Consider the following 26,556-nt stretch of genomic DNA (forward strand, 5'->3'; position numbering starts at 1 on the left):
ATTGACGGGGCAAATATACGTTTTTTAATCAAATAGTACACAATTAAATGTATTTTTTACAAATAAAACTCTATATAATAAAAAATAGCTTGAACAGAATCAAATAAAACATGCCAAGAAAAGAATGGTAATTACGTTTTGCCGAAACACCTGCCACAAAAAACAAGAACAAAACAGTAGCATATTGGTAACTCCAATACTTAATATTTCCATATATATCGTTCCATAATATCCTTTACATAAAAATATAAGTTCAATACACTGTTCTCAAAGAACTTAGTTCTTTAAAACTCTAAGTGTTTTTTTACTAATAATTAAACTGTATTTTTATGTTAAAACATCTAAGGTCAATTAGTATGCTAATGCTCCTCACGACAACGTGCGGAGGATTTGTTTACGCATCATCCGGCGAAAAGGTAGCGGGTGTGGAAGCCGTACAGCAAAGCAGTAAATGTACCGGTATTGTAAAAGACGGGACAGGTGAAACCATCATCGGGGCATCTGTAGTAGTAAAAGGAAGTGCCGGTAATGGTACTATCACAGGAATCGACGGTGATTTCACTTTAAGCAATGTCTCTAAGGGAAGTACATTGGTTATCTCATTCGTAGGTTACACTACACAAGAGGTACAATGGAAAGGAACTCCTTTGAACATCATCCTGAAGGAAGACTCTAAAGTTTTGGATGAAGTAGTAGTTGTAGGTTTCGGAACTCAAAAAAAGGCAAACCTGACGGGTGCTGTCAGCATGGTAGGAGCCGATGTCATCGAAAACCGTCCGGTGCAGAATGTTTCACAAGCTTTACAAGGTGTTATTCCCGGTTTGAACTTCTCGGTAAACACCAATGGTGGTACACTGGACAATACCATGAACGTAAACATTCGTGGTGCGGGTTCTATCGGTGACGGTTCATCTGCCAGTCCGCTGATTCTGATTGATGGCATTGAAGGCAACATGAATGCCATCAATCCCAACGATATTGAAAGCGTATCTGTTCTGAAAGATGCCGCTTCAGCTTCCATCTATGGAGCACGCGCCTCTTTCGGTGTCATTCTGATCAAAACCAAGAGTGGCAAACAAGGTAAAACCAATGTAAGCTATACAGGAAATGTACGCTTCACTGACGCACTTCAAGTTCCGGAAATGATGGACTCGTATCAGTTTGCTCAATACTTCAATGCCGCAGCAGCCAATGCAGGACAAAGTGCTGTATTCAGCGCCGAGGTAATGGAACGCATCCGGCAATACCAGAATGGCGAGATCAGCTATGGCACAGTGAAGAATCAAACCAATAATAAATGGGCTAACTATAGTGGCGCCAACGCAAACACTGATTGGTTCAAGGAAAACTACAAAGACTGGGTTCCTTCACACGAGCATAATCTGAGTATCAGCGGTGGCAATGAGAAACTGACTTACCGTATCAGTGGCAGTTTCATGGATCAGAACGGTTTGATTCGCCACGGAAAAGATGAATTCCAACGCTACACTTTAGACAGCAAAATATCAGCGCAACTGGCTGATTGGGTAACTTTGAACTATACAGGTAAGTGGACGCGTGAAGATTACAGCCGTCCTACCTACATGACCGGCCTGTTCTTCCACAACATCGCCCGCCGCTGGCCGACCTGTCCTGCATACGACCCCAATGGCTATATTCAGGAAGGTATGGAACTCATACAGATGGAAGACGGTGGTGTTCAGCAACAGAAGAAGAACTATTATACACAGCAATTAGCCTTCGTTTTCGAACCTCTCAAAGACTGGCACATCAATGTAGAAGGTAATATGAGAACCTACAACTACAACCAGCACTACGAAGTGTTGCCGGTATATGCGCATGACGTGGACGGAAATCCCTATGCCATAAGCTGGGACGGTGGTGCTTCTTACACTCCCGGGCAAAGCCGTGTGTATGAATATCGCTATACAGAAGATTACTTCACTACAAACATCTATTCTGATTATTCCAAGAGCTTCGGTGACCATAACTTCAAAGTGATGGGTGGGTTTAACGCCGAATTGACAAAATACGACACGATGAATGGCAGAGGTGACGGATTATTGGACATCAGTACACCGTGGCTGAGCCAAACAACTGACCAAGCCCGTGTATCCGGAGGCCGCGAGCATACAGCCATCGCCGGTTTCTTCGGACGTATCAACTACAACTATAAAGACCGTTATATGCTGGAACTGAACGGCCGTTACGATGGTTCATCCCGCTTCCTTGCCGACAAGCGTTGGGGATTCTTCCCTTCAGTATCCGCCGGCTGGAACATTGCGCGTGAAGAGTTCTTCAGTCCGCTTGCTGACAAAATCAGCACATTGAAACTACGTGCTTCTTGGGGACAGTTGGGAAACACTAACACAAAAGCATGGTATCCTTTTTACCAGACATTAGAAACAGGCAACGCCAACAGCGGATGGCTTGTAAACGGTGTCAAACAAAATACGGCTTATGTTCCGGGCATCGTAAGTTCGGCCATGACTTGGGAAACAGTAGAGACTTGGGATATCGGTCTCGACTGGGCATTATTGAACAACCGTCTGACTGGTTCATTCGACTGGTACACCCGTTATACTTACGACATGATAGGTCCGGCTCCTACTCTGGCTTCTGCCTTGGGAACGAGTGCCCCCAAAGTGAACAACGCCGACATGAAAGCTTACGGATGGGAATTGGAATTGGGCTGGAGAGATCGCATCAGGGACTTCAGCTACGGCGTGAAATTAGTATTATCTGACGGGCAATCCAAAATTCTGAGATATCCGAATGAAACAGGCGATATAGACAAGTATTATGCCGGACGAATGATGAACGAGATTTGGGGATACACCACTGTAGGCATAGCACAAACTCAAGCCCAGATGGACGAGCACTTAAAGAACAACAAACCTACTTGGGGTTCCGGATGGAGTGCAGGTGACATCATGTATGCCGACTTAAACAATGACGGCAAAGTAAGCACCGGCGCCAATACCTTAGAGAATCCGGGCGACCGTAGAGTTATAGGTAATTCTACCCCCCGTTATAATTTCGGTGTAACTCTCGATGCCGCATGGAAAGGATTTGACTTCTCCATGTTCTGGCAAGGTGTTGCTAAGAGAGACTATTGGTTGAGTGGCCCGTACTTTTGGGGAGCATCAGGCGGTATGTGGCAATCAGCCGGATTCAAACAGCATTGGGATTTCTGGCGTCCGGAAGGTGATGCTTTGGGAGCCAACCTTAACGCTTACTATCCACGTGCCAGCTTTGACGGAGTCAAAAACCAATATGTACAGACAGGCTACTTGCAAAACGCAGCTTATCTGCGCCTCAAGAACATCCAATTGGGATATACTCTGCCCAAGACATGGGTAAAAAAAGCAGGCTTGCAAAACGTACGTATTTATGTGTCCGGAGACAACTTGTTGACAATCTCTGATATCACCGGCATATTCGACCCCGAAACTTTGGGCGGCGATTATGGTGACGGTAAGCTATACCCCTTGTGCAAGACTTTGTCTATCGGACTAAATGTTAACTTCTAAAATACAAAGATATATGAAATCCAAAAAGATACATCTATATGCAATAGCTTTGTCAAGCGTATTGATGACAACATCCTGCAACGACTTCCTTGACCGGGAACCGATTACAAGTATTACACCCGAACAATACTTCAAGGCCGAATCTGAGTTGAGTGCCTACACCATCGCATATTACACATCTGTATTCTCCAATTACGGAGGCTACAATGCAGGTCCCATCAACGATGACGGTGACACAGACAACATGGTAGTGGGCGAAGCCAATACATCACTCTATTCAGAGGGCAGATGGTTAGTTCCTACCGCCAAGAATTTAAATTTCTCCATGATTCGTGTCTGCAACTATTTCTTCGAGCAAGTATTGCCGAAATATGAAGCAGGAACCATTTCGGGTGACGAAACCAATATCAAGCAATACATTGGCGAAATGTACGTCATGCGCGCAATCACCTACTTCAACCTGTTGAAGCAATTTGGTGACTATCCCATCATCACAAAGGTATTGCAAGACAATTCCGAAGAGTTGATGGAAGCCAGCAAACGTGCCCCCCGCAACGAAGTGGCGCGTTTCATTATCAGTGACCTTGAAACTGCTCTTACGTACCTCAATCCCACAGACAAATTCAACAAAGTACGCATCAACCGCGAGATGACCAACCTGTTGATATCACGCGTGGCATTGTATGAAGGTACTTTCGAGAAGTATCATAAAGGAACGGGACGCGTGCCGGGTGATGACACTTGGCCGGGAAAAAACATGAGCTACAACAGTGGAAAAACCTTCAGCATCGACTCTGAAATTGATTATTTTCTGACTAAGGCCATGACTGCTGCTGCCACGGTAGCCGACGCACACGAACTGACAAAGAATAATGGAGTGATGAATCCCGAAAAGGGAGTTATCGACGGATGGAATCCGTACTACAACATGTTCAGCATGCCCGATCCGAGCACAGTGGATGAAGTGTTGATGTGGAGAGACTATAACTCTGCAGAAAGCATCACTAACGGATGGAATGCCTATATTCAGGAAGGTGGAAATAACGGTATGACCAAAAGCTATGTGAATGCCTTCTTGATGGAAAGCGGCCTACCCATATATGCCAGCTCAGACTATAAAGGAGACGCAACCATCGACCAGCAAAAGGCTAATCGTGATGGACGCTTGCAACTCTTTTTGTTCGGCGAAAGCACCTTGCTCTACAACAACGGCGACAACTATTCCACCTTTGAAGCTCCTTTGGTAGTAGGCTTGACCGAACACCGTGACCGCACGGGCTTCCGTATCCGCAAGCATTTCACTTATGACCAAAGTCAAATCAGCAATGGTGTCGTAGGAACCAATGGCTTGGTTTTATTCCGTGCAGTTGAAGCTTACCTGAACTACATCGAAGCAGAATACGTTAAGAACGGAACGCTGGACGGCAAGGCCACTACATACTGGAAAACCATCCGCGAACGTGCCGGTATAGATACCGATTTCCAAAAGACGATTGACGCTACCGATCTGGCACAAGAGCCGGACTGGGCCAAGTATTCGGGCAGTAGCTTGGTGGATAAGACACTGTATAATATCCGCCGCGAGCGCCGTTGCGAATTCATTGGCGAGGGTTTCCGTGAAGATGACCTGCACCGCTGGAGAGCCTACGATGCACTGTTCGAAGGCAACATGGGAGCATACATCCCCGAAGGAGTCAACTTCTGGACATCTATGTATCAATCAGAAAGCTACATAGACGAAAAGGACGGAACGTCTAAATTGATAGAACAGGCAGCAGGTAAGAGTGACGCTAACGTTTCTAACCATGCAGACAGCAAATATCTTCGTCCTTATCGTATCATCAAAGAAAATAATCCTGTCTGGGATGGTTATACTTGGAAAAAGGCTCACTACTTATATCCTATTTCCACTGACGACATGAAGCTTACCTCGCCAGACAACACCATCGAAAACTCTGTTATTTACCAGAATCCTTACTGGCCAACACAAGCCAGCGCAGGTGCGATAGAATAATAAGAGCAGGGATGTCCCAAGACTCCCATTTCACCTAAATCCCCCCTCTCGCTACAAATATCTGTGGTGAGGGGAGGGATTTTCTTCATCTAAATAATAATTCAAAAGAAAAACTATTATGAGAGCTAAAACATTAATGTTTGCAGCCTTGCTGTCTATATTCTGCATGGATGCAATAATACTCATTCCATACAAGCAACATGAAGGTGCGCTTATTGGAGAGGGAAGAGGAATCATAGATGCCAATTGGCGCAGGCTGCAAGTAGGACTGCAATATACCTTTTAAATAAAACAAAGAGCAAACCCGATATAAACCGGAAATGCTCTTTGTTTTTATAGCTACAATCCGTTCACTTGCCGCTTTCCATTGCTTTATATATTGTCTCCTGTATCCTTTTCCGTATATCCAGACTCATCAGTTTATTATTCCATACATTCGGATAGATGCGGTTGCTCAAGAAAACATAAACCAGCCCGTTATCCGGATCCACCCAAGCACAAGTTCCGGTAAAGCCTGTATGTCCATATACAGAAGCCGGCGCTGAAATTGCACAAGGACTTTTTTGAGGATTTCGGGCATCGGGCTTGTCAAATCCCAAACCACGGCGACTGATTCGGGAAACAGTTGTAGTGAAAAGCTTGCAGGTTTCCTTACTCAAGTATCGTTTTCCATCCAACTCACCGTCATTCAGAATCATTTGGTATATGCGCGACACTTCCCCGGCAGTAGAGAACAGCCCTGCATTGCCGGAAACACCTCCCTGAAAAGCGGCAGCTTCATCGTGCACAAAGCCTTGAAGCGTTGTCTTCCGCAGGAAAGAATCTATGGAAGAAGGTATAATATCTTCCTTCTTCAGAAAGCGTAATGGTAAGAAACCGGTTCTCTTAAGTCCCATAGGAATATAAAACTCCTTAGCAAGAAACTCATCCATCGGCATTCCTGCACGCGCCTCAACCAACTGTTGTAATACGATAAACCCTACACAACTGTAACGATAGCGCTTGTCTTTCAAAGGTGTCTCTGCAATCTTCCGTAAATATTCATGTTTGAAAGAACGGTTCAACCATAAACTATCCGATACCTGTAAAGTGCACTCTGCCGTACGGAGGTTCGAAGTCAGCCCTTTACGGAAACGGAATTTGGAATTACCCCATGTCTGGCTGCCGACACGTACCGGATGGGCCTTGTCCGCCTTGCCTTTGAACAGTGAGCCCGAATAACTGCCTTTATCAATCGCATCCTGATAAAACAACAGTGTGGAGGGCAATCCGGACTCATGTAGCAGCAACTCGCGCACTGTAATGTTCTTCTTGTCCGTATCTTGCAGGAAAGGCAAATAATCCGATACACGGTCTGTCAAACTAAGTCGCCCCTTATCATATAATTTCATTACAGCCAACAGAGTAGCCGTTGTCTTTGTCAGAGAAGCGAGATCATATACATCGCCGGTATGCGTACCAAATGCCTTGTTATACATCTCTCTGCCATCCTTCAGCACCGCTACCGCACAATCTGCGTAAGCGCCCGCACGCAGTCCTTCCTCCACTATCCCGTCAATCTGTGCAAGGATACGTGAGTTCATACCGTATTCCTCAGGAATAAAATGCGGTGTGCTATTCGGGCCTAAAGTCACTCCCGTACCTGCGGCAAACAAACCACCGATGTCGGCAGAAAGCCGTCCGTCGGCCACCGCTTTTCCATATAAGATCTTGGCGACCTGCCTTTGTACATCATCATCGGAAGAATGTGCCAACACCATAGCTTTACCGGCCGAAATGCCACGATGAATCTGCAATGTCTGTTTACCGGGGATAAAACACAAATAAGTCACCGGTACGTCCGGTGCAAAAGTTGCGAAAAAAGTCTGGTAAGGAGCCAAACGGTGTTCCGTGATACATACCAAAACACGCTTATATTGTGCCAATGTATCTTGCAAGTATCTACAAGACTGCTCTCCCGGATTTTTCTCCAATTGAAACTCTGCCGGACAAGTGAATTGGGAGAGTTCCTTCATGAAAGGTCGTATCTCCCTGGAATCTCCGACATTGAGTACAGCCACCTCCTTTATGGCAGGATCCAAAGGAAGAACTTTGTCCTGATTGCCCAATACTGTGATTGCGGCCAGATTCAGACGTTGTATCAACTCACGTGTGCGGGGGGTATTGATGCGGGTTCCCAAACCGGAAATATGAATGAAAGGTTTCCGGGTCAGCCCCAGAGCATACTTATACATCAACACTTTACGGCATTTTTCCTCAATGTCGCTTTCCTTTAGCTCCCTCCGTTTCACTGCATCCAGTATCGCCTCCACTTCCTCCTTGATGCGGCGTGGCACAAGCAGCAAGTCATTTCCGGCTTTCAATGCCTGAAGACAGACGGTAGAATTATCGGACACCCCTTTCATGGCAAGGGCATCGGTAAAGATGAGTCCCTGAAACTTGAGTTCACGCGTCAACAGATCATATACCACACTGCGCGAAAGAGAAGAAGGCAGTCCGCCATGCACCTCGAAGACAGGAACCTCAAGATGCCCCACCATGATACCTCCAAGTCCGGCCCGGATAGCTTCCTTGAAAGGATATAGTTCCACACTGTCCAATCGCTCACGGGTAAAGGGCAAAGTAGGTAGTGCCTTATGTGAATCAACGTCCGTATCTCCGTGTCCCGGAAAATGCTTGCACACGGAAAGCACTCCTCCATCTTCCAGCCCTTTGGAATAGGCTATCACTTTCTTTGCCACATTGACGGGATTTTCACCGAAAGAACGAGTATTAATCACCGGATTCTGAGGATTGATATTCACATCGGCTACAGGTGCGAAATTCACCTGTATCCCCAGCTCATGACATTGTCGAGCCATTTCACGACCATATTCATAAATCAAGCTGTCATTCCGAATGCATCCCAACACCATGTTCCGGGGAAAACCGGGTGTACCCCTCAAACGCATGGACAATCCCCATTCTCCATCGAAGGTGATCATCAGAGGGACATTCGCCATACGTTGCGCCTCATTTGTCAGCACAGCCTGGTTCGACATCAGTCCTCCGGAGAAAAGCAGTCCGCCCACTTTATAGTCTTCCACCACGGTACGCAACAACTTCCGGGTAGCCTTATTGGGATGGGGAGCGATGGTATAAATAAAAAGTTGCCCGATGCGCTCTTCCAGAGTAAGACGCTTCAGCACGGAGTCCACCCATTGACGGCAGCGGGCATCATCTTGCAAAGCATGCACCAACGAAGGCTCCGCTGCTGGAACGGGAGCAGGAGGCACGGGTATATGGCGCGCATCCAAAGCCATGTGCCCGCAACAAAACAAAAGAATGGATGCAAACAGAAATATTCTTTTCATCTTTAATATTCAATTTAGTCCCCTATTTTCAGTGCAACTCTTAAATATCAGTTCCTGAATATCGGTACGGATATTCATATCGCCCAATTTTGTGCTCCATACATTCGGACAAAGATGATTACTCAAAAACACGTACACCGTCTTGTTTTCAGGATCCACCCAGACACATGTCCCGGTAAAACCGGTATGTCCATACACCCCCGCCGATGCCGAAGCCGCACAGGGGCTGTATTGCACAGCCGACACATCCGGTCTGTCGAAGCCCAATCCGCGACGGCTGACAGAGGATCTTTCCGTCGTGAACAAGCGACAGGTAGCCTCGCTAAGAAAACGTTTGCCATTCAGCTCACCTCCATTCAACAGCATCTGATAGACTTTCGCCACTTCATCGGCTGTGGAGAAGAGACCGGCGTTGCCGGATATACCGCCCATGCAGGCAGCCGTCTCATCATGCACGTAGCCGCAAAGGTCTTGCCGGCGCAGGAAGTCATTGGAGGCCGTCGGCATAATCTCCTCTTTAGAGAATCGGCGCAAAGGCAGGAACATGGTACGCTGCAACCCCATCGGAGCATAAAATTCCCTGGCAAGATACAGATCCATCGGCAATTGCACGATTGCCTCCACTACCTGTTGCAAAAGCACGAAGCCCAAGTCGCTGTAAACATAGCGCTTGCCATCCAGTTCACATCGGGCTATACGCTGGAGAATGGTATTCTTAAAATCCTTATTCAGCCACATACCATCCGCCACATGCAAAGAGTAAACGGCACTTGGCTTATCTGACATCAGGCCTTTCCTGAACTTGAAGTCCGAACAATAATAGCTGTGCTCGCTCACTTGGGTACGATGCCATTCATCTATCCAACTCTGCGAATAAGGTCCATGAACAGAATTCGGATCAATGGCATCTACATAGAAGCGAAGGTAAGGCGGCAAACCGGATTCGTGTAAAAGCAACTCGCGAATGGTGATATCCTTCTTGTTGCCACCACGCAAAAAAGGCAGGAATTCGGAAACCTTGTCCTCAAGCTTTAATTTTCCCTCATCATAGAGCTTCATTACGGCCAGCAGAGTCGCTGTAGTCTTGGTCAGTGAAGCCAGATCGAAAAGATCGTCAGGGCGTACCGTGGTCGTATCCTTATCCGAATGGGTTCCGAATCCCTTGTCATACACGGTATGTCCGTCTTTCAGAATCATAATCCGGCAACCCGGATAAGCACCTGCCGCCACTCCACTGCAAGCGATGTTGTCAATACCATGCAAGATATACGATTTCATTCCGTAATCCTCCGGGACAGCGATTCCGGGCTTCATTCCCGGCACGATATCACAACCTGTTCCCGCAGGAAATGTCCGGCCGATACTCATGGAAGTCTTTCCCACGGCAGAGGCTTTGGCAAATAACACATCTGCCACATACTGCTGCAAACCGGCTTCGGCAGAATGAGCCAGCACAACGGCGCTTGCCTTCGACAAAGCCGGAAGCAAAGACAACAACGTACGATAAGGGGTGAAAAAAGCATAAACCAAAGGAGCCTGTAATTCCAGCTCGTTCAAGAACTTCACATCCTTGTCACTGATGTAAGCCGAACCGGTGACACTAATCACTATCCTGCGGTAAGCCATCAATTTGCGCCTCACTTCTTCACGCGCCGTCTCGTCCGCATTCCAAGACAAACAGAAGTTACTGACATCCGCATGCTTCTTCATCGCTTCCCCAAAAGAGGTGTCCCCACCCCCGTCGCCCAAACTCAGCAGTGCAATGCTCCCGCAGTTCGGAGACAGAGGAAGAACATCAAAGTAATTGTTCAGAAGCGTCACAGCCGAATGGCGCAACCGCGTAGCCAGCAATTGTGCTCTTTCCGTGTTGATGCGGTAGCTCATTCCACTGACACGCAGTCCAGACCAAACCGCCAGCCCCAGCTTATATTTACACATCAATACCTTACGGCATCTGGCATCCAGCATTTCACTGCTGAGAACTCCCGAACGAACTGCTTCCATCAACCCGGCTACGGCATTCTTTGTATCAAACCGTGTCAACAGCATATCGTTTCCTGCCAGCAATGCTTTAGCGGTTATCCGAGCCGCATTCGACACCCCTTTCATTTCCTGCACATTCGCAAAGGTCAATTCCCCGGAGGCGGACTCCTCCTTTCGCTTTTCGCCGACAGCAGGTGAAAGAAAAGAAGAATATCCCACCATTATACCGCCACTTACTAATCCACGTTCATACGCCTCCGCCTTTCTGGCAGCACTTCCGGAATTCTCGCCGAAAGGGTGCACGTAAATCAACGGATCCGCATTGACACCTGCAACGGGAATCAAATTGATATTTATCCCCAATTCCCGAAACTGGCGCGCTCTTTCACGCCCATATTCTTCAATCAGGCTATCATCCTCAATACATCCCAATGCTGCATTACGAGGATAGTCCGGAACACCCTTCAACCATGCAGACAAGCCCTGTTCGCCATCGAAAGCAACCATGACAGGCACAGTGGCAGCTTTCTGAGCCATATTTGTCAGTATAGCTTGTTCTTCGGGTGTGCCTTCCGCAAATAGCAGACCGCCGACTTTATATTTCCTGATCAACTCCTGTATCTGTTTCTTATTCTCCTTATCAGCCTTTGCCGGAATAGTGGCTACAATCAACTGCCCTATTTTCTCTTGCATGCTCATGCGAGACAAAACCGAGTCGGCCCATTGACAGCCTCGGTCATCCGAAGCAGAAGGCAGCAAGGAGGGATAGGCCTGAACATGAATTAAAGGGCTCACAAGAAGGAGCCCCGTTATCCATAGAAAGAAAGTGTATTTTTTCATGAATTTATTCTGTCACTTTTTAAATAATGACCGACTTACTATTATTTCTTTGTCAATGTCAATGTCAATTCTCCTACATACACCCCATTCTTACCGGTATGAAATACAGGTACGTCCTTACCGTCGGCATTCAGATAATTCACCGGTTTTTGCATGAATGTGTGGGAGTGCCCGCCTAAAATAGCATCAATGTTACGTGTCTTACTTGCCAGATTTTCATCGCAGGCATCACCGGAGCCGCGGATTCCCAAATGGGACAAACAGATGACGGCATCACACCCTTCTTCAAGCTTCAGGTAATCCGCCGTTTTCTGTGCCACTTCCACCGGATCGTTATAAACAATGCCTTCACATTTATCGGCCTGCACCAATCCTTCCAACTGGGGAGCCAATCCGAAGACACCAATTTTCAAGCCATTACGTTCTAATATAATATAAGGTTTCACCAGACCTTCGAGTACAGTTCCCTTGACATCATAATTGGAACAGACTATCGGAAATTCAGCCATACGGAACAATCGCGCCATATTATCCAATCCAAAGTCAAATTCATGATTTCCGATAGTCATAGCGTCATATTTCATAAGATTCATCATCTTGACCTCCACCTCTCCTTGAAAAAGATTATAATAGGGCGTACCCTGAGAGATGTCACCGCAATCAAAGAGTAATATATCCGGATGCTTAGCACGCATTTCTTTTATAAAGGAAGTACGGCGGATCACTCCGCCCATCCCGGCATAGGTATCAGCAGCGTCCGGACTGACAGGTTCTATACGGCTATGCGTATCACTGGTTTGAAGAATGATTAATTGTTTACCCGTCTGCGCCGATACAGAGAGGGAGAAAAGCAGCAAGACTGCCAAGGAATATATATGTTTCATCTTATTTCTCTATTATTAGTTTTCAACTTCAATCCGTCCTTCGATACGGGAAGTAACCTTCTTTCCCGCCTCGGCCCGATTTTCCACATATTTCATAAACAAGCCACGCAAAGTGGCGCCTTCGGGGCATTCTCTCTTGTCCGCTTGCGGAAAAGCTATCATTCCATCGTTCCCATCCGCCAAATAATCAACGGTTGCTACCGTGTAAGTCTTGTCTTCCTCTACCGGTTTACCGCCTATGGAACCTTGCAGTAGTTTACCATCTTTGCTGATCCGCAGCCGGATTCCGCTTACACCCTCACCTCCCCTTGCCGCTATATTCTCGAACAGTTGCTTCAGCACGGAACCTTTCATTGTCAATACACAAAGGGAATTCTCAAATGGCAGGATCTCATAAATATTTTCCGTTGTGATGATCCCTTCGGTCAAAGAGCTGCGAATACCGCCGATATTGACCATCCCCATATCCGCAGGTTTCCCCAAAACCACCGTCGCCGATTCACGAAGAACATCGGCTATCAGATTTGACAACAGGCTTTCCGGTCTGGAACGATCCATCGAAATTTCAGCAGTTCCCACCACATGATACATCACACTATCCACTTTAGCCTTGTAAGGTGCAAGCAGTGCCATCGCCTCCGCATCCGGCTTTGCATCCCAAACAGCATTGATGGGCACTATTTCGCCTTCTGCTTTCGTTACTTCATAAGCAGAATGACAAGAAGTCAACAAAAGAGATACAGCCAAAGTAACCCCTGAAAGGAGTTTTAAATAAGTTTTCTTCATTTTGTTCCATTTTAAATTGCCACAAATATACTTTTTCTTTTCCCTTGAAGCAAAAGAGATAGAGGAAAAATGTACAACAAAAGAAAAAGCCTGCATTTCTTTGTCAATCAAAAGAAAAGCCATAACTTTGCGCCGCTTTCGCGCAATCGCTGTCAGGACAAACAGAGAGAAGCCTGGTATGTTGCGTTGTAACGATCAAACAATTTAATAATAAAAAAACAATGGATTTAATTAAAATTGCAGAAGAAGCATTTGCCACTGGAAAACAACACCCAAACTTCAAGGCGGGTGACACTGTAACAGTAGCATATCGTATCATCGAAGGTAACAAAGAGCGTGTACAGTTGTACCGTGGTGTTGTTATCAAGATTGCCGGACATGGTGAAAAGAAGCGTTTTACAGTTCGTAAAATGTCCGGTACTGTTGGCGTAGAACGTATTTTCCCGATTGAATCACCGGCTATCGACAGCATCGAAGTGAACAAAGTGGGTAAAGTTCGTCGCGCTAAATTGTACTACCTGCGTGCACTTACCGGCAAGAAAGCAAGAATTAAAGAAAAAAGAGTTAACGGTTAATCTGTTATATTCTGATTTCGAAATAAAAAAGGGAAAACGCTTCAGGCGCTTTCCCTTTTTTATTTACTCTTTATCCGGCATCTTCCTTATATAAATATCCCGCTGCGGGAAAGGTATCTCAATGTGGTTCTTATTCAGCGTATTATAGATAACCTCATTTACCCGGCTGACGAAGCCAACCTTTTCTTCCACCAATACCCAGAATACAATCAAGAGATTCACACTGTTGTCGCCAAAGTCACTGATGGCAACCTTCACTCCCTGTTTGCCGCTGACTATCTGCCTGCCATCGGCATTCTTTACCATAAGCGGCTTGATAGCCGATGTAAGCATGGAACGCACCTCATCCACATCAGTGCCATAGGCCACACCGATAGGAACTTTTACCAGTTCGTAGCTATGGTTGCGGGTAAGATTCTTGAAGTTCTTGTTAAAAAGTGAAGCATTCAGGAAAGCGATGATGCTTCCATCCCATGTCACTACCTGCGTACTTTGATAAGTGATGCTTTCCACTTTACCGAGAATGCCGTCACATTCGATATAGTCGCCCACCCGTACGCGACCCGTCATCAGCGAAATGCCATAGAAGAAGTTTTCCAGCAAATCCTTCATGGCAAAACCGAGGCCTGTAGCCAGACCTGCCGTTACCAATGAAATGCCACTTTTGGGTACTTGCAGCAGCACCAATGCAAAGATAAAATAAATTCCCCATACGGAAATGGCTATCACATTGCTCGCCAGTGTCAGGTTATAATTCTGCTCCCTCGACCGCTTCGTCTTATAATGTTTATAGAAGGATTTGAATACATAATTCAGATAACTGAAGAAGAACCAGCAAGCCGTCACCAAACTGATTTTAAAGAGTGACAACTGTATGACTCCTTTCTCGTCCACAAAATTAAAGAAGAAGATCTTGCGGCATACGGCAGTCATATCGAACACATCGGCAGCCCAATAGATACTTGCCAGAACGGAAATGACAGCCAAGATAGGCATCAAGGCACGGTTCACAAAGTCATAGGACCATGTCTTATGAATGAACTCGCCGCCGCGCAACGCAGTCATCCAATGCAACCGTCCCTTGTTCAAAGCATCAGCACCGTACATGGCAAGTATTTTCTTCACCATATAGTGCGCCTCGAACATCTTCATCAAGTCATAACAGCAAGTGATGGTCTGTATGGCCGCCAACTGAAATATCCACCAAATCATAATCTGCACCGCCAACAATACATATCCACTCCACGAAACAAGGCATGCCACCACCATTGCGGCCATAGACACTCCGGAATAAACCATGTCGCTGCCCGGCAGTTTCGTCTTCAGGCGCTTCAATACCCAGTATTGCCAGAAGGTGAAGCCCAGCAAAATGGGAGGATAAATCAGATTGACAAGATTATTGGGTATCAAGATAATACGGAAAGCTATGACCAGAAACGCCATCCACAGAAAGGGGGCATAAATCTTTATACCGGACTTTAACTGCTTCCCTTTGAGGCGAACGAGCAGTGAGAGCAGAATGGCAGCCAGCAGCCAGGCAAAATTAATCAGCAGTCCGCAGGCCATCAGCACAAAATTCTGCTTTACAGAGATTCTCGCCACCATGACGGCAAGAGCAAAAATGGCCACCCCCACCGTCAACATCAGCAGAGGCCGCTTCGTCCTGAATGCCTCTGAAACCCGGATGCGTTTGGGAAGCAGCCAGCGCATGATGATGTTGCTCAACAGCGTGGCGATAAGTATATAGAATAAGGTGAAGAACGACACGCTGAAAACAATAGGGCCGCGCCATTCCGAATCGGCAATGCGGTTTTCCTTCAGAGGCATATATTTGTCGCTAACATCTTTCTTCGCCATTTTATAATTGCGGCCTATTCTGGAAAGCATCGAGAAATAATTGTCTCCACCATTCACAAAGATATTCTGCTGCAAGGACTCGTAGCGCTTCATGGCATAATCGTTCAGTGTCTTCAGCTTTTCGGATACCTGCGCATAATGCCGGCTGTCCTGCAGGATGGCGTTCTGCAGACGAATCATATTGTTGCGTATGGCCTTGGCGAATATCAGGCAAAGCTCCCGGTCGGCTTTCTGCCGGTCGTCCAGCAGAAAGATATGCACGTCATCGGAATGATGAATGTGCCGGTGGAGCAAGCTGTCGGACATGTTCACAAACAGGCTGTCGTGGGCATCCGCAAGAGGCGGCGGCGGAAGGCTGTCCTTGCCTATGGCGGGAGGAAGTTCTTCCAATGATCTTATCAGCCCGTTGTAGCGGGCCACTTCCTCCATGATGCGATCCTTTATCTTGTCGTAGGGCAGGTTGGTGGCACGCAGCTTCTTGTATTGTTCGGTGGCCTCCTGGCAGGCATAGGTGAGGTCGAAGGTGAAGTCCGATTTTTGCGAATAGAGCATCAAAGCTATCTGGTCACTGCGCTGCATGAACTCTATCAGCCTGGCATGCTGCATCTGCGTCATCTGCTCGTAGCGCAGCAAGTTCACCTTCTGTTCCTGATAAGTGCGCTCCAACTCTGCCTTCAGCACCCCTAAGGTACGGGCAAGATCCTTCTCTTTCAGAACAGCCTTCGAGGGCAATGCCATGCAAAGGAAGAGAAGGAATAAAAATCCGGACTTCTTCATTGTCTTGTAGATAAATGTGTGTATGTGTGTATCTCGCGGCTATTGACGTGAGGCACTCTGTTTCAACGTGCGAAGATACGTAATAATATCGCTATCGTGCAAGCGCACCACTCGCAAATCTCTCAAAACTGGATGAAGTTATTTTGCAATTCTTTCTTATACTTGCTCGAAATGGGCAGTTCCTCTTTATTGAAGGGCGGAAACATGATACAGACATCACCATGAATAACTGCCAGATAGCGGATATTGACGATATACGATTTATGAATCTGCACAAACTGTGAGGAGAAACTAAGTATCTGCGCCGCATTGATGGATGAACGTACCACTAACGGTTTTTGTGTATAGAGGAAAACTTCCCAGCAACGGCGCAGCGCATTGAATCTGAAATAGCCGATATCGGTGAGCCGAAGCATGTGTATGTCGCCGGTAGGAAGCTGGATGGTAAATGTCGCCTTGTCTCCGGCCATCTGCGTTTCCGGCGAAAGCTGCCGCAAGGAAAGAGAACGGCATTCCATCTTGGCCTGGATGAAACGGTTGACTATCAGGTCAAGGTCTTTCTTTTCAAATGGCTTTAAAAGATAATCAAAAGCAGAGATGCGTATGGCATCAATCATATATTGCGGGTGAGCCGTATAGAACACAACTTCCATATCCCAAGTGAGAAGACCGTGCAGTTTGCCCAAGACCTCATATCCTCTTACACCCGGCAGTTCCACATCCATAAACAACAGATCGGGTTGCGCGTCTCGTATAAAGGCGGGGGCAGTGAAACCGGAAGACAGCTTTCCCACAATCCGAAAAAAGCCGTATTCCAGCAAACTGTCCTCCAAAAGCTTGCAGTCTTCTTCCGAATCTTCTATTATCACAACTTTATAGATATTCTCCATTATCGGCTCTTTTAACTAAATTCCACGCAAAAGTAACATCTCAAAACGTAATGCACAAATTCCACAGTCTGCAAAAGAAGGCATTCAAGCTATGCCCGGAAACTCTTATACGGCAAAACAGGTATTTTATGCGCTAAAATGAGCGACTAATCCCAAAAAGATGAGATGTTCAATAAAAAAACGTATTTTTGCACAGTCGGATAAACCGAGTCAAATAAAAGTAAACCATGACAAAAAAGACTCTCATATCTTATGCAGGAGCAGCCTGCCTCCTTTCAATCTTATTATCGGGCTGCGGAAACAATGAAAACAACTTTCTTAACTCTGAATCTGTAAGGTTTTCGCAAATGGCGGAAGACTCCATCCTACAAGCCAAGCCGGGAATAGCGCAGAAACTGATTGAAAAAGCGCAGAAAGAAGCCAAAGACAGTGCCGAATATTACTTTGCGGAAGCCGTTCGCTCGTCGCTGATGCTGAATTGCGTGGGGCTGGACTCGGCCATGCATTACATTGATGAGGTGGAAGATTATTGCTCACGCCTGTCCCACCTCAGCACACTGCACCACACCATGTTGACCCTGACCGGCCATAACCGGGGCCTCATCCTCCAATACAAGCAACAGCCGGATGCGGCCATCGCCAACTATCAGAAGGTAGTGGAACACAGCATGCAGGGGCTGTACAAAAAATGGATTCCCTCTATCTATTGCAAGATAGGGGACCTTTACGGCATGAAGAACGATTTTCCTTTGCAGGCCTACTTCTATCGGAGAGGGCTGTTTGTAGCCGACTCGCTCGCCATCCCGGAAACGAACAAGTACAATTGTTATTCTGCCCTCGGATTCAGCTATCTTTCGATAAGAGACTTTGACCAAGCCGGAGAATATCTTGCCAAAGCCTACCGCATGAAAGACAGCCTCTCCGTACAAGAACAGTTTCTCGCGTTCAACAACTATATAAACTACTACTATTATCAGCGGAAATATGATCAGGCTTGGGAATACATGACAAAAGTATATCAGATGATAGAGCCATGCAAAGACAAGATGCCTTATGAGGATGCTCTGGTAAAGACAAACTATGCAGACCTTGCCATCCAATCGGGAAAGAACCTGAATTGTGCGGACGGCTTTCTGAAAGAAGCCATGGCACGGTTCGAGAAATTGGGAATGATTACCCCACGCCACTACTTAGAGAGTATGCAACTGTGGCTGGCACTCAAGACCAATGACCTGCCAAAAGCCCGGAACCTCGTCGGGCGTTTTGAAAAAGAAGCACCGGACACCGGCATCGAGATCAACTACCGGAAGTTCCGCAACTCCGCCCTCATCGAATACTATAAGACAACGCACAATGCAGAGAAGGCTCTTTCCATTCTGGAAAGCAATATCGGGATAGAAGACTCGCTCAGGAGCGACAGACAGAAGAAATATGTAGCGGACTTGAGTATGCGTTACCAGAATGACATCACACACTTGAGGCAAAGCATCACCATCGGCAGGCAGGAAAACAAGATAATGCTTCTCCGTCTGGGCATCGCCTCAGGTGCTATAATTCTCATCGGGCTTGTGGTGTACTTCATCGGTTACCTGCAGAGAATGAAGAAAGAACGCAAGTATCAATTCGAGCAACATCTGTACGAAATCAGCAAACTGAAGATGCAAAACATCCGCGAGAAAATATCTCCCCACTTCATCTTCAATGTACTGAACCGAGAAATCAACTCTCACCCTGAATCGGATACGGAATATAACCGCCTGATGCAACTTACCAAACTGTTGAGAAAAGGACTGACTTTATCCGGCCGGCCCGCCATCTCCCTGACCGATGAACTGGACTTCGTCACCACTTATGTCAGTCTGCTGCAAGACACAGGCAGCCACTTCAGCTTCAGATTCCACAAAGACAGCGAGGTGGACACGGAAAGTGTACAAGTACCCTCCATGATTATCCAGACGCCTGTGGAGAATGCCATCAAACATGGATTTGCGGGAATGGAGCAAGGCGGCGTCATCGACCTTTCCATCAAGAAAATGGATGCCGGAACTCAAATAACTGTCCGAAACAACGGACTGAAGTACACGCCTTTCCGGCCCGCCGGCAACAACAGCACCGGCACAGGCCTGAAAGTCATCTACCAGACCCTCATGCTGATGAATGCCCGCAACAAGGAACACATCACATTCGATATCCGCGAAAACGAAGGCACAGAAGTCATCATCTATATTCCTTATATATATACATTCAATTGGTAAAACAGACATTCAAGCGCTTTCAGACATAAAGGCTGCCCGATCTGGCACTTGTATTCACCACTATAAACACCTGTGTTTGTCAAGATAAACACAGGTGTCCGTGCCGCCAAATGCAAGCGTTTGGCGGCACGGAGCAATCAGCTATCAATCAGCAATATAACAATAAGCAAACTGCATCTATATATCCAGCTTGCTGCATCTATATATCCAGCCTGCTGCATCTATATATCCAGCCTGCCGCATCTATATATCCGGCTCGCCACATCTATACAGGCAGAGGATTTTCTATTGAATATATAAATTCTTTTTCCAAATAATAGGTAGTATCCTTATTATTCATTAATTTTGCTAACAAAGTCAGGAATCAAACGATATAAAGGAACGATTCGTTTATGAAAAAGAAACACGCCTACTACTTGCTTTTACTACTATGCCTGCCGTTTATACAGACCGGTGCACAGAGCAATGCCCAGCCCGGCAGCATAACCACCGACAAGACCATACTCCTGTTGCACCGCCGGGCAGAGCAGGCCACCGCAAGAAAAGACTATCAACAAGCGGCAATCTACTACAAGCAACTTCATGACTTCAGCGACAGTCTGCACACAGAATCAACCTTGCAAGACGTAAAGCTGCTGAAAGACTCCATACAGTTGCAAGAGCTCCACATGCAGAACGCGCAACTGAAGTCGCACCTTATGCACCAAACTCTGGCAGGAGCCCTGGCACTCTGCATCTTCTTCACCGCCATCTATCTGTTGGCATCGCGCAGAGTGAAACGACTGAAGCAACGCAAGGAAAAGGTGACACTCCAGATTCAAGAGCTGAAACGCACCACCGCCAACAAGGCTCTCTTCCTGTCGAACATGAGCCACGAAATACGCACTCCACTCAATGCATTGGCCGGTTTCTCGGACATCCTCTGCACGATGGACATGGACGCCGATTCGTGCAAGCAGTTCAACGACATCATCCAACTGAACTCACAGCTACTCATCAAGCTGATAGACGATGTGGTGGATCTCTCCACACTCGACCTCAACAATATGAAGTTCAATCTGGAAAAAACGGATGCAGTGGCCTTATGTCGCGGCGTGGTAGAATCCATCCAGCAAATCAAACAAACGGATGCGGAAATTTCTTTCAAGACAGAGCTTGAGTATCTCCCACTGAACACCGACTCGCAACGTCTCCAACAAGTGCTCATCAATATCATCGTAAACGCCACCAAGTTCTGCAAGCAAGGCAGCATCACACTGGCGTTAGAGCTGCGTGAAGAAAAGGCTTACTTCACCGTCACCGATACCGGATGCGGCATCCCGCTTGAACAGCAGTCGAAAGTGTTCGGCCGATTCGAGAAGCTGAACGAGCATGCCGACGGAACCGGTCTCGGACTCTCCATCTGCGAAATCATCATCAAGTATCTGGGTGGAAACATCGGCATAGACCCCGACTATACAAGCGGGACACGTTTTTTCTTCACTCACCCCATCCTTAAAGAATAAGCACTATGACGCAGCCACACATACTTTCCATTCATTGCATATCCGCACTGCGGAACTCAAGACGCTCTCCGCTGAGATTCATGTTAACGGCACTCCTGTTCGTCACAAGCCTCCAAACCGCACGGTCGCAACAGCTTGACACCTCGGAATCAGTGGACAGCATGCTGCAAACAGTGCTACGCATGCCTTTGGACACCACAAGACTGAGGGTGCTCCAAAACCTCTTTCCACAGAACCGAAACACTCCGGCAATACTGAAAGTCACACGGCAGTTGGTAAAGGACGCCACCAAGCTGAAAAACAAGGAGCTCATATACAGCGGATGGTATCAACAGGAACTTTACTTCCAAAGCCGGCAACTGCTGGACTCCGTGCACTACTATTGCCAGAAAGTGAAACAACTGACCCTGACAGACACCACCAACTTAGGAAACCGCTATTACTTCCATGCATGGCGTAACTATACCTCTGTATGCATCTCACAAAACAATCTGGAATTGGCGCGGATAGAAAGCCTCAAAATGGAGCAAGAGGCACAACAACGGCATTCGCCCAAAGGACTGGCGCTGGCCTACTCGCAACTGGCGGAAGTCTCACTGAGATACCGACGATATGAGGTGGCACTGGACTACTACAACAAGGCTCTGAGCCTGAAATCACTGGCTGTGTCAGACGAAGCCTCCATCTACGCCACCATAGGAAACATCTACCTCAACGACAGTTGCTACGCCCAAGGAGCCCGCTACTATGAGAAGGCCATCGCTACATACCGGTCGCAATTTCCCGACAGTAAATTTCCGCGCTCATTTTACGATGTAGCACTATACAACTGCGTGTTCGCCGCATTCTGCCACCTGGAAGACAACCGGCCGGACTTGTGCAAGCATTGGTTAGACGAAGCTACCCAATACTACTACAAGGACATGATGATAGGCTCGTACCTCTATTACAATATCTTCTGGGGACTATATGAAGCCGAAACAGGCAACTATGAACGAAGCATGAGCTACTTTGACGAAGCCGACAAACGGCAAAGCCTGCCCGTAGCCATGTATATCACCAAAGAAAACCGCATACGCGCACTGCTTGCCCTACACCGATACGAGGAAGCCGTCCCCCTGATGAAAGACTTTGCACAAATACAGGCCGAACGGCAGCAACTGATGGACACCAACAACCGGGCAGCCATGCTGCAAAATGCCCGCTGGACGGAAGCGGAGATGGAACACCAGCGCGTTGTGCTATACGCCAGTGCATTGATGGCCTTTTTTGCATTGGCCATACTGATCTTTATCGTATTCATCACCTACCGCATCCTCAAGGTACACCGTGCGCTCTTGCATGCCCTCCACCTATTGGACGATGCAAAAAAAGACGCCGAACAGACAGATCACATGAAAGAGTCGTTCATGCGGAACATCAGCCACGATGTACGTGTACCACTCAGCGCCATCATCGGATTCTCCCAACTTCTGGTTCAAAGCAGCGAACTGGACACCGACGAACGCCGGCAAATCCGCACCATCCTGAAAGAAAACTCTGACCGTCTGATGAATCTGGTCAACAATGTACTCGACCTCTCACGTCTGGAGTCGGGTAAGATGAAATATCAGATAACTTCATTTGATTTGGCAGAGGTATGCCGCGAAGCTGTATTCCAGCTCCAGAACAGCGACGACAAACGCTGCGTGATAACCTTTGAAACAACGTGCGCCGCCCCTGTCATGATTGAACACGATTTGCAACGAATGCTGAAGACACTGGTTTCAGCCATACAGATACCCTCTTATGTGCAACTTCCTGAAGGAACAACGCAATGGACAGAAAAAATGATACTGAACGTGGAAGACGGCGGAGGAAAATGCAAACGATGGAAAGTGACCGTTGAAAACTCACCATTAAGCGCACAAAGCATGGAAAGCGAGGAACAATCCATACTCAACCGCATCTGCAGCCTGTACATGAAGGTTTTAGGAGCTTCTTACCAAACAGACCTCGCAGAAATGAATGGGAAAGTGACATTTGAAGGAACTTTATAAGCCCAAGCATATATATGAAAGGCTATTGACAAACTTCCTGCCAACAGCCTTTCATCTATGTTTGTATAACAACGGGGAAAAGAGCCTTTTCTACTTGATGTCTCTCAATTCCCACCCCAGTGCACTGGCTCCCAGCACCGCAGCGTCAGAATCCTTCAACTCGGAAGCCAGCAGTTTGGTTTTACCTTTGTAAATTGTCAGTATATTGGCATCGATCGCCTTCTGTATGGGCTTGAAGATATATTCACCGGACTTAGCCAAACCACCGAACAGAATAATGGCTTCGGGACTGGAGAAAGCGATAAAGTCGGCCAAAGCCTCACCCAAGATCGTTCCCGTGAATTCAAAGATATCCTGCGCAAGCTTGTCACCTTTGACGGCGGCGTCATACACATCCTTGGAAGTGATGTTCTCGGCAGGTATGGAACGCAACAAACTGGGTTCCGTACGGGCAGCAAGAAACTCGCGCGCCGAACGGGCTACCCCCGTAGCCGAGCAATAGGTTTCCAGACAGCCGTGACGCCCGCATCCGCAAAGACGGCCGTTTTCACGACGGATTATGGTATGCCCCAACTCTCCGGCAAAGCCGTCGTGACCGTAAACCATCTGGCCGTTGATGACGATACCGCTACCCACACCCGTGCCAAGAGTAATCATGATGAAATCTTTCATACCGCGCGCAGCACCATAGGTCATCTCGCCGATACCGGCTGCATTGGCATCATTGGTCAATGCAGTGGGAATGCCAAGACGCTCTTCGAACATGGCAGCCAGAGGAATCACTCCTTTCCACGGAAGGTTCGGGGCAAATTCGATGGTTCCACTGTAATAGTTGCCATTTGGTGCACCAATACCGATGCCCTTTATCTTATCCACACCACCGTTGGCAATAATCAGAGGAAGCAGATTCTTGCATACTTCATCCACATATTCTTCAACCTGCTCATAGGCTCCTGTTTTGATAGAGCCACTTGCAATAATAGTTCCGCGTGCATCCACAATACCAAAGACGGTATTTGTTCCGCCTATGTCAATGCCTACCACATAAGGCTTTTCCATGCTTGAATTCATGATATTACGTTTGTTTAAAGAGTTAGTTAATAATAATAATGGTTACAAAAGTCACAAAGAAAAACGACACTGCAAAATCTTTTTTTAAAAAAGTTTGCCCGATATGCAACTTTTAGTAACATCCCTGCGTCTAATATTGAAAATTCATAAGAATAAAGTCATAAACAGGACATATCGTGATACAATTAAAAGACATCAACAAGACCTACAACAACGGAGCACCTCTGCATGTACTCAAAGGCATCGACCTCAATATAGGGAAAGGGGAATTTGTCTCCATCATGGGAGCATCCGGTTCCGGAAAGTCCACACTGCTCAACATATTAGGCATTCTGGACAATTACGACACCGGCGAGTATTACCTCAACGGTACTCTTATCAAGAATCTCAGTGAAACGAAAGCGGCAGAATACCGTAACCGCATGATCGGCTTCATCTTCCAGTCATTCAACCTCATTTCATTCAAAAATGCAGTGGAGAATGTTGCACTCCCCCTCTTTTACCAGGGAGTGGGTCGCCGCAAACGCAATGCAATGGCTTTGGAATACCTTGACCGTCTGGGACTGAAGGAGTGGGCAAACCACATGCCCAATGAAATGTCCGGTGGGCAGAAACAGCGTGTAGCCATTGCCCGCGCACTTATCACCCGGCCACAGATTATCCTTGCCGACGAACCTACCGGAGCACTGGACAGTAAAACATCCGTGGAAGTGATGCAAATTCTGAAAGACCTGCACAAAACAGGAATGACTATCGTAGTCGTCACTCATGAGAGTGGTGTCGCCAACCAGACGGATAAAATCATCCATATCAAGGACGGCGTGATAGGAAGCATCGAGGAGAACCTGAACCACGACGCAAGTCCTTTCGGACAGAATGGATATATGAAATAAAAACAGACTTATGATAGACCTCTGGCAAGAAATATACGGAACCATTAAACGCAATAAACTGCGTACGTTTCTGACCGGCTTTGCGGTAGCATGGGGCATCTTCATGCTCATCGTATTGCTTGGAGCCGGCAACGGATTGATACATGCCTTCGAGCAGAACTCCTCGGAACGCGCCCTGAATTCCATCCGCATCTTCCCCGGATGGACCACAAAATCGTACGACGGCCTGAAAGAAGGACGCAACATACAGTTGGACAACAAGGATCTATCCGCCACGGAAAAGTTGTTTCCCGATAACGTCATCAGCGCAGGCGCCACCGTGAGACAAAGCAATGTGAACATCAACTTCGGACAGGAATACGTCAACATCTCACTGCTGGGAGTCCACCCCAATTATACGGAAGTGGAAACCGTGAAGACCGCCGGTGGGAGATTCATAAACCAAAATGACCTGAAAGATCGCCGCAAGATTATCATCCTGCACAAGAAAACGGCAGATATACTGTTCGGAAAAAGCCATACCCAACCTATCGGGCAATTCGTGAATGCCAATGGAGTGGCTTATCAGGTAGTGGGATTGTACGATGATCAGGGAGACAGAGATGCCAACGAAGCATACATTCCCTTCTCCACCTTGCAAACCATCTACGGCAAAGGAGACAAGCTGAGCAACATTATCTTTACCACCAAAAACCTGAGCAGCATGGAGAGCAACGAAGCTTTCGAGAAAAGTTACCGCAAGGCGCTGGCTTCCAACCACCGCTTTGACCCGGAAGACGAAAGCGCCATCTGGGTATGGAACCGCTTCACCAACTACCTGCAAACACAAAACGCAATGGGCGTGCTGCGCACCGCCATCTGGGTCATCGGTATTTTCACACTGCTAAGCGGCATTGTAGGCGTATCGAACATCATGCTGATTACCGTGAAAGAGCGCACCCGCGAGTTCGGCATTCGCAAGGCATTAGGGGCAAAGCCGTTCTCCATCCTCTGGCTGATTATAGTGGAAAGCGTCACCATCACCACCCTATTCGGCTACATCGGTATGGTAGCCGGCATCGGGGTAACAGAATGGATGAACACGGCTTTCGGCAACCAGACAATGGATGCAGGCTTGTTTCAGCAGACCATGTTCTCCAATCCCACCGTAGATCTGAGCATTGCCATACAGGCCACACTGACATTAATCATAGCCGGCACACTGGCAGGATTCTTCCCAGCCAAGAAAGCAGTAAGCATCAGTCCGATAGAAGCGCTAAGGGCAGACTGACCCATTCCATAAAATGCTAATACATAAAAAA

The 26,556-nt window shown here is 47.1% G+C and carries 16 protein-coding genes; 9 read left to right on the forward strand and 7 right to left on the reverse strand.

Features of this window, described 5'->3' with window-relative positions; all coding sequences use genetic code 11:
- Nucleotides 1–329 precede the first annotated feature (329 nt).
- The 3 genes from BACHE_RS01265 (at nt 330) to BACHE_RS17475 (ending at nt 5,833) form a co-directional block, all read left to right on the forward strand.
- Nucleotides 330–3,533: a SusC/RagA family TonB-linked outer membrane protein gene (locus tag BACHE_RS01265; RefSeq protein WP_041579096.1), complete on the forward strand. Its 3,204-nt coding sequence runs from the start codon at nt 330–332 to the stop codon at nt 3,531–3,533.
- A 13-nt stretch (nt 3,534–3,546) separates the two neighbouring features.
- On the forward strand, nt 3,547–5,547 hold the full coding sequence (locus BACHE_RS01270) for a RagB/SusD family nutrient uptake outer membrane protein (RefSeq protein ID WP_013545889.1): 2,001 nt from the start codon (nt 3,547–3,549) through the stop codon (nt 5,545–5,547).
- Between the two features lie 118 nt (nt 5,548–5,665).
- Complete coding sequence (locus BACHE_RS17475) at nt 5,666–5,833, forward strand: hypothetical protein (protein WP_013545890.1); 168 nt, start codon at nt 5,666–5,668, stop codon at nt 5,831–5,833.
- 64 nt (nt 5,834–5,897) lie between these two features.
- Here BACHE_RS17475 and BACHE_RS01275 read toward each other — a convergent pair whose 3' ends face one another.
- Genes BACHE_RS01275 through BACHE_RS01290 form a run of 4 tightly spaced genes read right to left on the reverse strand, consistent with a single transcriptional unit; the run spans nt 5,898 to nt 13,393 of the window.
- Nucleotides 5,898–8,900, reverse strand: coding sequence for a serine hydrolase domain-containing protein (locus BACHE_RS01275; protein WP_013545891.1), 3,003 nt, complete (start codon nt 8,898–8,900; stop codon nt 5,898–5,900).
- Nucleotides 8,901–8,909: 9 nt separating this feature from the next.
- Complete coding sequence (locus tag BACHE_RS01280) at nt 8,910–11,723, reverse strand: serine hydrolase (RefSeq protein ID WP_013545892.1); 2,814 nt, start codon at nt 11,721–11,723, stop codon at nt 8,910–8,912.
- Nucleotides 11,724–11,764: 41 nt separating this feature from the next.
- Nucleotides 11,765–12,607: a bifunctional metallophosphatase/5'-nucleotidase gene (locus BACHE_RS01285; protein WP_013545893.1), complete on the reverse strand. Its 843-nt coding sequence runs from the start codon at nt 12,605–12,607 to the stop codon at nt 11,765–11,767.
- Between the two features lie 15 nt (nt 12,608–12,622).
- Nucleotides 12,623–13,393 (reverse strand): 5'-nucleotidase C-terminal domain-containing protein, encoded by a 771-nt coding sequence (locus BACHE_RS01290; RefSeq protein ID WP_013545894.1) that lies wholly within the window; start codon nt 13,391–13,393, stop codon nt 12,623–12,625.
- Between the two features lie 221 nt (nt 13,394–13,614).
- On the opposite strand from BACHE_RS01290, the gene rplS reads away from it, so the two are divergent.
- Complete coding sequence (gene rplS / locus BACHE_RS01295; RefSeq protein WP_013545895.1) at nt 13,615–13,968, forward strand: 50S ribosomal protein L19; 354 nt, start codon at nt 13,615–13,617, stop codon at nt 13,966–13,968.
- Between the two features lie 63 nt (nt 13,969–14,031).
- On the opposite strand, the gene BACHE_RS01300 is transcribed toward rplS, so the two are convergent.
- Both BACHE_RS01300 and BACHE_RS01305 read right to left on the reverse strand, forming a co-directional pair.
- On the reverse strand, nt 14,032–16,602 hold the full coding sequence (locus tag BACHE_RS01300; RefSeq protein ID WP_013545896.1) for a mechanosensitive ion channel family protein: 2,571 nt from the start codon (nt 16,600–16,602) through the stop codon (nt 14,032–14,034).
- Nucleotides 16,603–16,724: 122 nt separating this feature from the next.
- A complete protein-coding gene (locus BACHE_RS01305) occupies nt 16,725–17,492 on the reverse strand; it encodes a LytR/AlgR family response regulator transcription factor (RefSeq protein ID WP_013545897.1) in 768 nt (255 codons plus the stop codon).
- 227 nt (nt 17,493–17,719) lie between these two features.
- Here BACHE_RS01305 and BACHE_RS01310 point away from each other — a divergent pair, with 227 nt between their 5' ends.
- From BACHE_RS01310 to BACHE_RS01325, 3 genes are all read left to right on the forward strand, one after another.
- Entirely contained in the window at nt 17,720–19,747 is a 2,028-nt protein-coding gene (locus BACHE_RS01310) for a tetratricopeptide repeat-containing sensor histidine kinase (protein ID WP_013545898.1), read from the forward strand.
- Nucleotides 19,748–20,139: 392 nt separating this feature from the next.
- Entirely contained in the window at nt 20,140–21,252 is a 1,113-nt protein-coding gene (locus tag BACHE_RS01320) for a sensor histidine kinase (RefSeq protein WP_013545899.1), read from the forward strand.
- A gap of 5 nt (nt 21,253–21,257) precedes the next feature.
- Nucleotides 21,258–23,291: a tetratricopeptide repeat-containing sensor histidine kinase gene (locus tag BACHE_RS01325; RefSeq protein ID WP_013545900.1), complete on the forward strand. Its 2,034-nt coding sequence runs from the start codon at nt 21,258–21,260 to the stop codon at nt 23,289–23,291.
- A 90-nt stretch (nt 23,292–23,381) separates the two neighbouring features.
- On the opposite strand, the gene BACHE_RS01330 is transcribed toward BACHE_RS01325, so the two are convergent.
- Nucleotides 23,382–24,362 carry an ROK family protein gene (locus BACHE_RS01330; protein WP_013545901.1) on the reverse strand — a complete coding sequence of 327 codons (981 nt, stop codon included), beginning with the start codon at nt 24,360–24,362 and terminating at the stop codon, nt 23,382–23,384.
- Nucleotides 24,363–24,538: 176 nt separating this feature from the next.
- On the opposite strand from BACHE_RS01330, the gene BACHE_RS01335 reads away from it, so the two are divergent.
- Together BACHE_RS01335 and BACHE_RS01340 are read left to right on the forward strand one after the other, a co-directional pair.
- Nucleotides 24,539–25,255 carry an ABC transporter ATP-binding protein gene (locus BACHE_RS01335; protein ID WP_013545902.1) on the forward strand — a complete coding sequence of 239 codons (717 nt, stop codon included), beginning with the start codon at nt 24,539–24,541 and terminating at the stop codon, nt 25,253–25,255.
- A gap of 10 nt (nt 25,256–25,265) precedes the next feature.
- Nucleotides 25,266–26,525, forward strand: a complete 1,260-nt coding sequence (locus BACHE_RS01340; RefSeq protein ID WP_013545903.1) for an ABC transporter permease — start codon at nt 25,266–25,268, stop codon at nt 26,523–26,525.
- The last annotated feature ends 31 nt before the right edge of the window (nt 26,526–26,556 follow it).

The sequence above is a fragment of the Bacteroides helcogenes P 36-108 genome (genome assembly GCF_000186225.1).
GTDB classification, from domain to species: Bacteria; Bacteroidota; Bacteroidia; order Bacteroidales; family Bacteroidaceae; genus Bacteroides; species Bacteroides helcogenes.

What these genes read in the sequence shown, in the direction of transcription:
- rplS (WP_013545895.1), top strand. Translation starts at nt 13,615, where the DNA reads ATGGATTTAATTAAAATTGCAGAAGAAGCATTTGCCACTGGAAAACAA.
- BACHE_RS01270 (WP_013545889.1), top strand. Translation starts at nt 3,547, where the DNA reads ATGAAATCCAAAAAGATACATCTATATGCAATAGCTTTGTCAAGCGTA.
- BACHE_RS01340 (WP_013545903.1), top strand. Translation starts at nt 25,266, where the DNA reads ATGATAGACCTCTGGCAAGAAATATACGGAACCATTAAACGCAATAAA.
- BACHE_RS01285 (WP_013545893.1), bottom strand. Translation starts at nt 12,607, where the DNA reads ATGAAACATATATATTCCTTGGCAGTCTTGCTGCTTTTCTCCCTCTCT.
- BACHE_RS01300 (WP_013545896.1), bottom strand. Translation starts at nt 16,602, where the DNA reads ATGAAGAAGTCCGGATTTTTATTCCTTCTCTTCCTTTGCATGGCATTG.
- BACHE_RS01290 (WP_013545894.1), bottom strand. Translation starts at nt 13,393, where the DNA reads ATGAAGAAAACTTATTTAAAACTCCTTTCAGGGGTTACTTTGGCTGTA.
- BACHE_RS01275 (WP_013545891.1), bottom strand. Translation starts at nt 8,900, where the DNA reads ATGAAAAGAATATTTCTGTTTGCATCCATTCTTTTGTTTTGTTGCGGG.
- BACHE_RS01325 (WP_013545900.1), top strand. Translation starts at nt 21,258, where the DNA reads ATGACGCAGCCACACATACTTTCCATTCATTGCATATCCGCACTGCGG.
- BACHE_RS01330 (WP_013545901.1), bottom strand. Translation starts at nt 24,362, where the DNA reads ATGAATTCAAGCATGGAAAAGCCTTATGTGGTAGGCATTGACATAGGC.
- BACHE_RS01305 (WP_013545897.1), bottom strand. Translation starts at nt 17,492, where the DNA reads ATGGAGAATATCTATAAAGTTGTGATAATAGAAGATTCGGAAGAAGAC.
- BACHE_RS01265 (WP_041579096.1), top strand. Translation starts at nt 330, where the DNA reads ATGTTAAAACATCTAAGGTCAATTAGTATGCTAATGCTCCTCACGACA.
- BACHE_RS17475 (WP_013545890.1), top strand. Translation starts at nt 5,666, where the DNA reads ATGAGAGCTAAAACATTAATGTTTGCAGCCTTGCTGTCTATATTCTGC.
- BACHE_RS01280 (WP_013545892.1), bottom strand. Translation starts at nt 11,723, where the DNA reads ATGAAAAAATACACTTTCTTTCTATGGATAACGGGGCTCCTTCTTGTG.
- BACHE_RS01320 (WP_013545899.1), top strand. Translation starts at nt 20,140, where the DNA reads ATGAAAAAGAAACACGCCTACTACTTGCTTTTACTACTATGCCTGCCG.
- BACHE_RS01310 (WP_013545898.1), top strand. Translation starts at nt 17,720, where the DNA reads ATGACAAAAAAGACTCTCATATCTTATGCAGGAGCAGCCTGCCTCCTT.